9 protein-coding genes are annotated in these 12702 nt (G+C 51.7%); 4 read left to right on the top strand and 5 right to left on the bottom strand.

The genetic code is table 11. From position 1 onward, the window contains the following. Nucleotides 1-15: 15 nt before the first annotated feature. The gene (gene serC, locus ACFL9S_RS03060) at nt 16-1101 is read right to left on the bottom strand and encodes a 3-phosphoserine/phosphohydroxythreonine transaminase (RefSeq protein WP_405260225.1); all 1086 of its coding nucleotides are present in this window, start codon (nt 1099-1101) and stop codon (nt 16-18) included. 309 nt (nt 1102-1410) lie between these two features. Here serC and ycaO point away from each other — a divergent pair, with 309 nt between their 5' ends. The 4 genes from ycaO to pflA all read left to right on the top strand — a co-directional run bounded on the left by ycaO (nt 1411) and on the right by pflA (nt 7640). Beyond that, nucleotides 1411-3168 carry a 30S ribosomal protein S12 methylthiotransferase accessory factor YcaO gene (gene ycaO, locus ACFL9S_RS03055; RefSeq protein WP_405260224.1) on the top strand — a complete coding sequence of 586 codons (1758 nt, stop codon included), beginning with the start codon at nt 1411-1413 and terminating at the stop codon, nt 3166-3168. 367 nt (nt 3169-3535) lie between these two features. After that, a complete protein-coding gene (gene focA / locus ACFL9S_RS03050) occupies nt 3536-4393 on the top strand; it encodes a formate transporter FocA (protein ID WP_405260223.1) in 858 nt (285 codons plus the stop codon). 89 nt (nt 4394-4482) lie between these two features. Beyond that, the gene (gene pflB, locus ACFL9S_RS03045) at nt 4483-6765 is read left to right on the top strand and encodes a formate C-acetyltransferase (protein WP_405260222.1); all 2283 of its coding nucleotides are present in this window, start codon (nt 4483-4485) and stop codon (nt 6763-6765) included. A gap of 134 nt (nt 6766-6899) precedes the next feature. Further along, complete coding sequence (pflA, locus tag ACFL9S_RS03040) at nt 6900-7640, top strand: pyruvate formate lyase 1-activating protein (RefSeq protein ID WP_405260221.1); 741 nt, start codon at nt 6900-6902, stop codon at nt 7638-7640. A gap of 53 nt (nt 7641-7693) precedes the next feature. On the opposite strand, the gene ACFL9S_RS03035 is transcribed toward pflA, so the two are convergent. The 4 genes from ACFL9S_RS03035 to lolA all read right to left on the bottom strand — a co-directional run bounded on the left by ACFL9S_RS03035 (nt 7694) and on the right by lolA (nt 12527). Beyond that, nucleotides 7694-8848, bottom strand: a complete 1155-nt coding sequence (locus ACFL9S_RS03035; RefSeq protein WP_405260220.1) for an MFS transporter — start codon at nt 8846-8848, stop codon at nt 7694-7696. Nucleotides 8849-9175: 327 nt separating this feature from the next. Then, a complete protein-coding gene (gene serS / locus ACFL9S_RS03030) occupies nt 9176-10468 on the bottom strand; it encodes a serine--tRNA ligase (RefSeq protein ID WP_405260219.1) in 1293 nt (430 codons plus the stop codon). Nucleotides 10469-10564: 96 nt separating this feature from the next. Then, nucleotides 10565-11908: a replication-associated recombination protein A gene (locus tag ACFL9S_RS03025; RefSeq protein ID WP_405260218.1), complete on the bottom strand. Its 1344-nt coding sequence runs from the start codon at nt 11906-11908 to the stop codon at nt 10565-10567. 7 nt (nt 11909-11915) lie between these two features. Further along, a complete protein-coding gene (gene lolA, locus ACFL9S_RS03020; protein WP_405260217.1) occupies nt 11916-12527 on the bottom strand; it encodes an outer membrane lipoprotein chaperone LolA in 612 nt (203 codons plus the stop codon). Nucleotides 12528-12702 lie beyond the last annotated feature (175 nt).

Genomic DNA, 12702 nt, shown 5'->3' with positions numbered 1-12702 from the left:
AAATACCGACGTACCTTAGCCGTGGCGACGTTCGAAGTCGACCATAAAGTCGGTGAGCGTTTTAACGCCCTGCAACGGCATGGCATTGTAAATCGAAGCACGCATACCGCCGACCACGCGGTGTCCTTTCAGAGCATGCAGGCCCGCCGCAAATGACTCTTCAAGGAACAGTTTGTCCAGCGCGGCATCAGCCAGCTGGAAGGGTACGTTCATACGTGAACGATTAGCGGCTACCACATCGTTGCGGTAGAAACTGCTGTTATCGATGGTGCTATAGAGCAGGTCGGCTTTTGCCTGGTTACGTTTATCCAGTTCCGCCACGCCACCCTGCTCTTTCAGCCACTTGAATACCAGGCCGGACAGATACCAGGCAAAGGTCGGTGGCGTATTGAACATAGATTCGTTATCCGCCAGAACCTTATAATCCAGGATGGAAGGCAGCTCTTTGCGCGCCTGCCCCAACAGATCTTCACGTACGACGACCAGCGTTAAACCGGCAGGGCCAATATTTTTCTGTGCACCGGCATACAGCACGCCGTAACGATTAACATCGATCGGGGACGACAGGATCGTTGAAGAAAGATCGGCCACCACAACTTTATCGCCAAAATCCGGAGTTTCCGGGATAGCGATACCGTCAATCGTTTCATTCGGGCAGTAATGCACGTAAGCAGCGTCATCAGACAACGCCCACTCGCTCATTGGAGTGATACCACGCAGACCATCAATCGTCGTTTTGGCATCGATCACGTTTGGCGTGCAATATTTCTGCGCCTCTTTTACTGCGCTGGCTGCCCAGTAACCACCATCAACATAGTCCGCCGTAGCATGTTGCCCCAACAGATTCATCGGGATGGCAGCGAACTGAGCGCGAGCACCGCCGTGGCAGAATAAAACTTTATAGTTGGAGGGGATTTTCAGCAGATCACGAAAATCTTTTTCAGCCTCTTCCGCGACCTGAATAAATTCCTTACTACGGTGGCTGATCTCCATTACGGAGGTTCCTAAACCCTGCCAGTTGCAGAGTTCCTGTTCAGCACGACGAAGCACTTCTACCGGCAACATAGCCGGGCCTGAGCTAAAATTGAAAACCTGACTCATTTCCCCTCACCACCTTCAGATCAATCGGTTTTGATTCCTCCATCGGTTTTATCATTGCCACCCCGTTGCTGCAATGATTTATCCGGTCAACCGACCAGTTCACCGCCCTGTGCCGCAACAGCTTGTAGGGGAAATGCAACAGCAGACGATATTTTGTGAGGTGTTTTCCTGTTTGAAAAACAGACCCGTTATCTTTTCATCGTAAAATGGCATTCTTCCTGTCATGAAATTACTGATGCCGGATAGCGGTTCCGCCGGAAACCCCGTATCATTGCGCGCTTTCCGTACAATCAATGACGAGTGGGCAAAATGACTCAAACTTATATCCCAGGCAAAGACGCCGCGCTGGAAGTTTCCATCGCACGCTTTCAGCAAAAACTGCAGGATCTTGGCTTCAACATCGAAGAAGCATCCTGGCTGAACCCTGTCCCGAATGTCTGGTCAGTTCATATCCGCGATCGCGACTGCCCACTGTGTTTTACCAATGGTAAAGGCGCGAGCAAAAAAGCGGCTCTGGCCTCTGCACTGGGCGAATACTTTGAACGCCTGTCCACCAACTATTTCTTCGCTGATTTCTGGTTAGGCGAGAAGATCGCCAATGGCGACTTCGTTCACTACCCTAACGAGAAGTGGTTCCCACTGCCGGAAGATGACCAGTTGCCAGAAGGCATCCTGGATCCGCGTCTGCGTAAATTCTACGACCCGGAAAATGAAGTCAGCGCCAGCGAACTGATTGATTTGCAGTCTGGCAATGCCGCACGCGGCATCTGTGGCCTGCCGTTTACTCGCCAGTCGGATCAGCAAACGGTTTACATCCCGATGAACATCATCGGCAACCTGTACGTATCAAACGGTATGTCTGCGGGTAATACAGCCAACGAAGCCCGCGTTCAGGGGCTTTCAGAAGTGTTCGAGCGCTATATTAAAAATCGCATTATCGCGGAATCAATCAGCCTGCCGACAATTCCACAGGATGTGTTAAATCGTTATCCGGGCGTCGTTGAAGCCATTGCCTCGCTGGAAGCAGAAGGTTTCCCAATTTTCTCCTACGACGCCTCACTGGGCGGCAAATATCCTGTCATCTGTGTCGTGCTGTTTAACCCTGCAAATGGCACGTGTTTCGCCTCCTTTGGTGCCCACCCTGACTTTGGCGTGGCGCTGGAGCGTACCGTCACCGAACTGCTGCAGGGCCGTGGCCTGAAAGATTTAGATGTGTTCACCCCGCCGACCTTCGACGATGAAGAAGTGGCAGAGCACGCCAATCTGGAAACACACTTTATCGATTCCAGCGGTCTGATCTCGTGGGATATGTTCAAGGATGATGCCGATTATCCATTCGTGGACTGGAGCTTCAAAGGCAGCACAGAAGAAGAGTTCTCGACGCTGATGGACATCTTCAAGTCAGAAGATCAGGAAGTTTACATCGCTGACTATGAGCATCTGGATGTTTACGCTTGCCGTATCATCGTGCCGGGCATGTCGGATATCTATCCGGCAGAAGACCTGCTGCTGGCTAACAACAGCATGGGCGCTTACCTGCGTGAGACGCTGCTCAGCCTGCCCGAAAGCAGCTGGGAGAAAGCAGACTATCTGTCCCTGCTGGAGCAGTTGGATGAAGACGGCCATGATGACTTCACCCGTGTACGCGAACTGCTGGGCCTTGCAACTGGTAAAGATAACGGCTGGTACACACTGCGCATTGGTGAACTGAAAGCGATGCTGGCATTGGCCGCAGGCGATCTGGAACAGGCATTGATTTGGACAGAATGGACCATGGAGTTCAATCAGTCGATCTTCAGCGCCGAACGCGCCAACTACTATCGCTGCCTGCAAACACTGCTGTTATTGAGCCAGGAAGAGGGCCGCGATCCCCTGCAGTACCATACGGCATTTGTCCGTATGTACGGTCAGGAAGCGGTAGACACCGCTTCTGCAGCTATCAGCGGTGAAGCACCGTTTTATGGCTTGCAGAGTGTTGATAGCGATCTGAAAGCGTTCCCGGCACATCAATCGCTGCTGGCCGCTTATGAAAAACTTCAGGTGGCTAAACGTCTTTACTGGAAATAACTGACTATAAAAATGGCACCACATTAAAGGTGTCATAAACAGACAGTATTATTTCATTTCTGCCGATCTCCACCGGCAGGTTAATAAAAGGTAACAGCGCAGGCTGTTACCTTTTTAATTGTTACAAGATTGCTATATATACTCTCATTTCTTCACCCGCCCCATCACGGAACACGTGCGAGACTCAAATATTTTTTTAAAAATTAAAAAAGTTTTAATTTATAAAAATCAATATCTTAACCACATAAACCACCAATACAGAAGGCCTTAAGCGCTAATTTGCCGGGGCTATATGATCCACATCAAATTCTTTCCTATACTCCTTTGTTAGACTTTCTTCGCTGATTACTTTTGGGAGAACGTTAGTGTGAAAACTGGCAACCCCTTTGACTTATTATTACCGTCAGAAATGGCGAAAGTTGCTGAAGATGCAGGTGTCTATAAAGCAACGAAACACCCCTTCACCACATTTTTTCTGGCAATTACCGCTGGAGTTTTCATCTCCATCGCCTTTGCTTTCTATATCACTGCCACGACGGGTACGTCTGCTGTCCCCTGGGGGCTGGCAAAGCTGGTTGGTGGTATCTGCTTTTCACTGGGTTTGATGTTGGTTGTGGTTTGCGGTGCTGACCTGTTTACTTCCACTGTTCTTACCGTGGTCGCTAAAGCCAGCGGCCGTATTACCTGGGCGCAGCTCGCCCGCAACTGGATCATCGTCTATGTAGGCAACTTTATCGGTGCCATCTTCTTTGTTGCTCTGATTTGGTTTGCCGGGCAGTACATGGCGGCCAACGGTGCCTGGGGACTGAATGTCCTGCAAACCGCTGACCATAAAATGCACCATACTTTCACGGAAGCTGTCTGCCTTGGCATTTTGGCGAATCTGATGGTGTGCATGGCTGTATGGATGAGTTACTCCGGGCGCAGTCTGATGGACAAAATGTTTGCCATGGTGCTGCCAGTTGCGATGTTTGTTGCCAGTGGATTTGAGCACAGCATCGCCAACATGTTTCTCGTCCCGATGGCGATCATCATTAAAGACTTTGCGACTCCCGAGTTCTGGCAAGCTACCGGAGCAAGTGCAGAGCAGTTTTCGCACCTCACCGTTGGCCATTTTATTACCGATAACCTGATCCCGGTGACACTGGGCAATATCATCGGTGGTGGTTTGCTGGTTGGTTTAACGTACTGGGTAATTTATCTGCGTGATGGCGACCATCACTGATTGGCCCACTAACACAATATTGCAACCGTCGGTGTGATGTCACCCGGCGGGAACGTACATCGAACTTCACGTTATAAGGTAGGTATCAAATGACCGAGCTTAATCAAAAAATGGCGGCAGCCTGGGAAAGCTTTGCACAGGGCGAATGGCAGACCAGCGTTAACGTCCGTGACTTCATCCAGAAAAACTACACACCGTATGAAGGCGACGAAGCGTTCCTGGCCGGTGCCACTGAGGCAACGACGGCTCTGTGGGACAAAGTGATGGAAGGCATCAAACAAGAAAACCGCACGCATGCGCCGGTTGACTTTGATACCGACCTGCCATCAACCATCACCTCTCACGATGCGGGCTATATCAATAAAAGCCTGGAACAAATCGTTGGCCTGCAGACAGAAGCCCCACTGAAACGTGCGCTGATCCCTTTCGGCGGCATTAAAATGGTTGAAGGTTCGTGCAAAGTGTATGGCCGCGAACTTGATCCGACAGTGAAAAAAATCTTCTCCGAATACCGTAAAACCCATAACCAGGGTGTATTCGATGTGTACACTCCCGATATTATGCGTTGTCGTAAATCAGGTGTGCTGACTGGTCTGCCTGACGCATACGGTCGTGGTCGTATCATTGGTGACTACCGCCGCGTAGCGCTGTACGGTATTGACGCACTGATGAAAGACAAATTCGCTCAGTTCACTTCACTGCAGAGCGATATGGAAAATGGCGTTAATCTGGAAGCAACTATTCGCCTGCGCGAAGAAATTGCCGACCAGCATCACGCACTTCAGCAGATTAAAGAGATGGCAGCGAAATATGGCTGTGATATCTCTGGCCCGGCAACTAACGCAAAAGAAGCGGTACAGTGGACCTACTTCGGTTACCTGGCTGCGGTGAAATCTCAAAATGGTGCTGCGATGTCCTTTGGACGCGTATCTACCTTCCTGGATATCTACTTTGAACGCGACCTGAAAGCAGGCGTGATCAACGAACTGGAAGCACAGGAACTGATTGACCACCTGGTGATGAAACTGCGTATGGTGCGCTTCCTGCGTACTCCTGAGTACGATGAACTGTTCTCAGGTGACCCAATCTGGGCGACTGAATCACTGGCAGGCATGGGCGTTGACGGCCGTACCATGGTGACTAAAAACACCTACCGTTTCCTGAATACCCTTTACACCATGGGTCCTTCACCGGAACCAAACATGACCATCCTGTGGTCTGAAAAACTGCCACTGAACTTCAAAAAATACGCGGCAAAAGTGTCCATCGATACCTCATCTCTGCAGTACGAGAATGATGATCTGATGCGCCCTGACTTTGACAATGATGACTACGCCATTGCCTGCTGCGTGAGCCCGATGATCGTCGGCAAACAAATGCAGTTCTTCGGTGCGCGTGCCAACCTGGCAAAAACCATGCTGTATGCGATTAACGGCGGCGTGGATGAAAAAATGAAAATGCAGGTTGGCCCGAAAGAAGCGCCAATGATGGATGACGTGCTGGACTACGATAAAGTGATGAACCGGATGGATCACTTTATGGACTGGCTGGCAAAACAGTACGTCACTGCACTGAACGTTATCCACTACATGCATGATAAATACAGCTATGAAGCGTCACTGATGGCCCTGCATGACCGTGATGTTTACCGTACTATGGCTTGTGGTATCGCAGGTCTGTCCGTTGCGGCTGACTCCCTGTCTGCTATCAAATACGCCAAAGTATCCACCATTCGTGATGAAGATGGCCTGGCCGTAGACTTCAAAATCGAAGGTGAATACCCGCAGTTTGGTAACAACGATTCACGCGTTGATGACATTGCCTGCGACCTGGTTGAACGTTTCATGAAGAAAATTCAGAAACTGCAAACTTACCGTAATGCGGTGCCAACTCAATCCGTACTGACCATTACCTCTAACGTGGTGTATGGTAAGAAAACGGGCAACACTCCGGACGGACGCCGTGCTGGCGCACCATTTGGACCAGGCGCAAACCCAATGCATGGTCGCGATCAGAAAGGTGCGGTTGCCTCTCTGACCTCCGTTGCTAAACTGCCGTTTGCTTACGCGAAAGATGGTATCTCTTATACCTTCTCCATCGTGCCAAACGCGCTGGGCAAAAACGACGACGTGCGCAAAACCAACCTTGCCGGTCTGATGGATGGTTACTTCCATCACGAAGCCAGCATCGAAGGTGGTCAGCACCTGAACGTCAACGTGATGAACCGTGAAATGCTGCTGGAAGCAATGGAGAACCCGGAAAAATATCCGCAGCTCACCATTCGCGTATCAGGTTATGCAGTTCGCTTCAACTCACTGACTAAAGAGCAGCAGCAGGACGTGATTACACGTACCTTTACACAGTCGATGTAAGCAGCCGCACTCTACAGGCTCCCGTAAGGGGGCCTGTTCACCACCAGCCGGTTTTGTCAGTCGCCTGATACGGACGCCTGCCAAAACAGACTTAACACAGCTAAAGACTGTGTCACCGTGGAGAATTCATCGCAATGTCAGTACTCGGTCGCATCCACTCTTTTGAATCCTGCGGGACCGTTGACGGCCCCGGCATCCGCTTTATCACCTTCTTCCAGGGCTGCCTGATGCGCTGCCTGTATTGCCATAACCGTGATACCTGGGATACGCACGGCGGCAAAGAGATCACCGTAGAAGAACTCATGAAAGACGTGGTGTCATATCGCCACTTTATGAATGCCTCTGGTGGTGGTGTTACCGCGTCCGGCGGAGAAGCTATCCTGCAAGCCGAATTCGTACGTGACTGGTTCCGTGCCTGTAAAGCTGAAGGGATTAACACCTGTCTGGATACCAACGGTTTTGTTCGCCGCTATGACCCGGTGATTGACGAACTGCTGGACGTCACCGATCTGGTGATGCTCGACCTTAAGCAGATTAATGATGATGTCCACCAGATTCTGGTCGGCGTCTCTAACCACCGCACACTTGATTTTGCCCGTTATCTGTCCAAACGTAATATCCGCACCTGGATCCGCTATGTTGTGGTGCCAGGCTACTCTGACGATGATGAATCAGCTCATCGTTTGGGCGAGTTCACGCGTGATATGGGCAATGTGGAGAAAATCGAATTGCTGCCGTATCACGAACTTGGCAAGCATAAGTGGGTAGCGATGGGGGAAGAGTACAAGCTGGATGGTGTTCATCCACCGAAAGCCGACACGATGGATCGGGTTAAAAGTATTCTTGAAAGCTATGGCCACCACGTGATGTATTAAGCCGCGTACGGGCTAACGATAATGGTAGAGGCTGACCTTCTGGTCAGCCTTTTTTATGCGTGCGCGACCGGATTGGCATGATGATCCGCTTTACGCAGCAGCATCACCAGATACACCATCGCCACTCCGGCAATCATCACAAACAGCAGCCGGTCTGAGTAGCTTTGCATCAGCATTGAGGTCATCGTCGGCCCCACCAGACTGCCGACGGTGTAACTCAGCAGCAGCGCCTGATTCATCGCCACCAGTTCATGGTGCGCCACGGTTTCACACGCCCAGGACATCGCCACCGGATAAAGGGTAAAGCCCGCACAGCCGAGAATAAATAGCGCAGGTGCCATCGCCGCATTACTCAACATTGCCAGAGCGCCGAGGATCACCACAAACACTTGCACCCGCAGCACCAGCAGACGCCCGTAACGATCGGCAAGACGGCCTATTGGCCACTGGCCAATGATGCCCGCACTCACCAGCAATGCCATCCAGTAACCCACGGTTGAGTCACTCATTCCCTGATGCGAAAGGTAAAGGGGCATCAGGCCATATAACGACCCCAGAACAATGCCTGAAATAATACAGCCATTGATGCCAAGACGGGCATTTCGGCGGCGCAGCATTGACCAAAGCCGCCCGGCTGGGGCTTCTTCTCCCCCTTCCTGGCTGGCGGTGACACGGCAAAAGACCAGTGGCAGAACCGCAGCCAGTATCACACTGCTGACCCAGGGGAGGACGTGCATCAATTCAGTCGACACTTTGCTGACCAGCAACTGCCCGATCACCGTGCCAATATAATAAATGATCATATAGGCAGCCAGCAGCCGCCCACGGTTGCGCAGCGTCCCGTTACACAGCAGCGCACTTTCCACCACAACCCAAATCAGCGCACAACCAATACCGGCCACAAAGCGCCACAGCGTCCACGACCAGAAGCCCGTCCCCAGCGCCAGTGCCAGCGTCGCCAGAGCGAAGACCAGTGAAGCAAGGTAATAGCTGCGGTTGAAGCCGTAGCGTTTGATTACCCAGCCAGCAATCAGCGTCCCAAGCAGGTTTCCGCAGTAGTATGACGAGCTGACCATTCCCACCTGCCAGGTCGGCAGTGCATCATGCGTGAGCCAGAGTGGCACCAGCGTATTGAGCACAGCAATAGAGACCGTTAGCAGCAGCAGACCGCACAGCAGCACCAGAACAGGACGTGACCAGGTGGACATAGTAGTTGGGGGACCGAAAACGAGGGAGATTTTGCTCGCATCATGCCACTGAGCAGACGATTGGAAAAGCACAATAAAAAACAAATAGCACGATTTGTAGATACGCGATTTAAAATTCTTATCTTCAATGGCTTAGAGGCATTAAGCGGAAGGCTGCAGACGAAATTATCTCATTGAATTCACATGCATTAAGTAAAAATAACATCACGAGTATCCATAACCATTTTTGCTCAATCTCAGGCAATAAAAAACCCGCCAGTGGCGGGTTTTTAAAACAGGTTTCAGGGCGACTGGCATGCTTGCACACCCTACGAATCTGTCTGTGGATCAGCCAATAAATTCCAGGCCTTTCATATACGGACGAAGAACATCAGGCACAGCGATACGGCCATCAGCCTGCTGGTAGTTTTCCAGCACCGCAACCAGAGTACGGCCCACTGCCAGGCCGGAGCCATTCAGGGTGTGTACCAGACGTGTTGCTTTCTCACCACGTGGACGGCAACGCGCTTTCATACGACGCGCCTGGAAATCACCCATGTTCGAGCAGGACGAAATTTCGCGATAGGTATCCTGCGCGGGCAACCACACTTCCAGATCGTAAGTTTTGTGCGAACCGAAGCCCATGTCACCGGTGCAGAGCAGCACTTTACGATATGGCAGGTTCAGCAGTTGCAGCACTTTCTCTGCGTGGCCAACCAGTTCTTCCAGCGCATCCATTGAGTCTTCAGGACGCGTGATCTGCACCATTTCAACTTTATCAAACTGGTGCATACGGATCAGACCGCGAGTATCGCGACCATATGCCCCAGCTTCTGAGCGGAAACACGGCGTGTGCGCGGTCATTTTAATCGGCAGCGACTCTTCTTCCAGAATCTCATCGCGTACCAGGTTGGTCAGCGGAACTTCGGAAGTCGGGATCAGCGCATAGTTACTGCTGGAAGCTTCTTCTTCCAACGGACGCGTATGGAACAGATCTTCACCAAACTTAGGCAACTGTCCCGTGCCGTACAGGCTGGCATGGTTCACCAGGTAAGGTACGTAGGTTTCCAGGTAGCCATGCTGTTCAGTATGCAGATCGAGCATGAACTGGCTCAGCGCACGATGCATCAGTGCAATCTGGCCTTTCATTACGATAAAACGCGAACCGGTCAGTTTAACTGCGGCGGCAAAATCGAGGCCTGCGGCCATTTCGCCCAGCTCAACGTGGTCACGCACCGCGAAGTCAAACTTACGCGGCTCACCCCAGCGACTGATTTCCTGGTTTTCACTGTCATCTTTGCCCAGTGGAACCACATCCGCAGGGATATTGGGAATAGCCATTGAAAAGTCATTGATGCTGGTCAACAGTGCATCCAGCTCTGCTTTTGCAGCGTCCAGGCGTTCGCCCAGTACGTTCACTTCCTGACGCAATGGCTCGATATCTTCCCCACGTGCTTTGGCCTGCCCGATGGATTTGGATCGCGAGTTACGCTCTGCCTGCAGATTTTCGGTTTCGACCTGCAGTACTTTACGACGCTCTTCATGTGCGCGCAGCGTATCAACGTCCAGCTTATAGCCACGGCGTGCCAGTTTTTCAGCGACTGCGTCTGGCTCAGTACGCAGTAGATTGGGATCGAGCATGCTTGTCCTGTGATGATTGATTGAGTTAAAAAAGAAGGGGCGCACCGATATATCGAATGCGTTGAATTCATTGCTAACCTTACCGCAACGTCACTGTCAGCGGTAGCGTTTTGTCGGGCTATTTTGATCCTGTTCAATCAACCAGGCGAGCTTTTCACCAATCTTCCCTTCCAGCCCACGCGTGGTTGGATGGTAATAACGGGTTTGTGCCATTTGCGCCGGGAAATAGTCCTCACCGGCGGCATAGGCGTTAGGTTCATCGTGGGCATAACGGTATTCCGCTCCCAGCCCCATTTCTTTCATCAGCTTGGTTGGCGCGTTACGCAAATGTTCAGGTACATCATAATCCGGGCTTTCACGCGCATCACGCATGGCCGCTTTGAAAGCGGTATACACCGCGTTACTTTTTGGCGCGCAGGCCAGGTAAACAATCGCCTGTGCGATCGCCCGCTCCCCTTCAGCCGGGCCGACACGGGTAAAACAATCCCAGGCGGAGATCGCCACTTGCATACCGCGAGGATCCGCGTTGCCAACATCTTCCGAGGCGATTGCCAGCAAACGTCGCGCAACATACAGCGGGTCACCGCCTGCAGTAATGATCCGTGCATACCAGTAAAGTGCCGCATCCGGCGCCGAACCCCGCACTGATTTGTGCAGGGCAGAAATCAGATCGTAGAAACGGTCACCTTTATTATCAAAGCGAGCGCTACGTTCACCGGACACTTCATTGAGCAACTGCGGCGTCAGTTCACGCTTGCCTTTGCTATTCACTTCAGCCATATCGGCCATCATTTCCAGCGTATTCAGCGCACGGCGCGCATCACCGTTGACCAGCTCAGCAATCATATTACGGGTATTTTCTGGCAAGATGATGTTGTCATTACCGTAGCCACGCTCACCGTCTTGCATCGCCTGGTCTAGCACGGCAGCAATGTCTTCCGTAGTCAGGGATTTCAACAGATAGACGCGAGCACGCGATAACAGCGCTGAGTTCAGCTCAAAAGAGGGATTTTCCGTCGTTGCACCGATAAAGGTAATGGTGCCATCTTCAATATGGGGCAGGAAAGCATCCTGCTGGCTTTTATTAAAACGGTGGACTTCATCAACAAACAGGATGGTACGCCTGCCCGCATTGCGGTTTTGCCGCGCACGTTCAATTGCCTCACGGATCTCTTTCACCCCCGAGGTGACAGCAGAAATACGTTCGACGTCTGCCTGACCGTAGTGACCAATAATCTCGGCTAGCGTCGTTTTCCCCGTCCCCGGCGGTCCCCATAGAATCATCGAGTGAAGATGACCGGCCTCAATAGCACGTGGCAGCGGTTTACCCGCTGCCAGCAGATGTTGCTGGCCAATATACTCGGCCAGCGTGCGTGGCCGCATACGCGCGGCCAGAGGCTGAAACTCATTACGGGAAAAGTCGAGGGACAGGTTACTCACGCAGACCTCACTGGCGCTGGTCGTCCACAGTCACACCCTGAGGTGGCGTGAACGTGAACTTATCGGCACTGATGCTGCCATTTTGCTGGCTTTTCAGCGTATAACTGCTGCGCTGCCCATCCTGCTCTACCGCGCTGAACTGATTGATGGTGCCGTTGGTCGCCACATTGATGGTGAACTGCTTCAGGTTGCCATCGGCATTTTTTGGCGTCAGAGAGAAGTCATCTCCTTTTTGCGCAACGTTGTATTGTTTCCAGTCACTCGCCTGGTTACGTGCAATCAGCATAAATGGCGTATTGCTGGTGGCATCTTTCACCCAGCTGGCGCTGACCTGCTCAACAAACGGATTGTAGAACCACAACGTTTTACCATCGGAAATCAGGGTGCTTTCATCCGGCGCAGTCATATGCCAGTTGAACAGGTTCGGGCGCTGAACCCACATTTCGCCTTCGCCATCCTGCACCGATGCGCCGCTGCTGTCGGTCACTTTCTGATTAAACGTGGCATGGAAACTTTTCACCTTATCCAGGCGCTGTTGCAAATCACCGGATGCATCAGCCCAGGCGGTAACAGAGGAAAAAGCAGCCAGCAGACAGCAGGAAATCATTAATTTTTTCATTACGGCATCCTTATTGAAACTCTTGTATCCCGTTCGGGTTAAGCGTGACGTGGATAACTTTAGCCAGGCGTTGATAACAACAACAGGAGAAAAAACTGAATTCTCCTGGCCGTATCATGCAAATATTGGGACTGCTGTCAGGAATTCAACGGGCCAGGCAATGCCTGACCCATTG

The organism is Erwinia sp. AnSW2-5, assembly GCF_045107195.1.
Taxonomy (GTDB): Bacteria; Pseudomonadota; Gammaproteobacteria; order Enterobacterales; family Enterobacteriaceae; genus Erwinia.
This window is presented reverse-complemented; position numbering and strand designations above follow the sequence as displayed.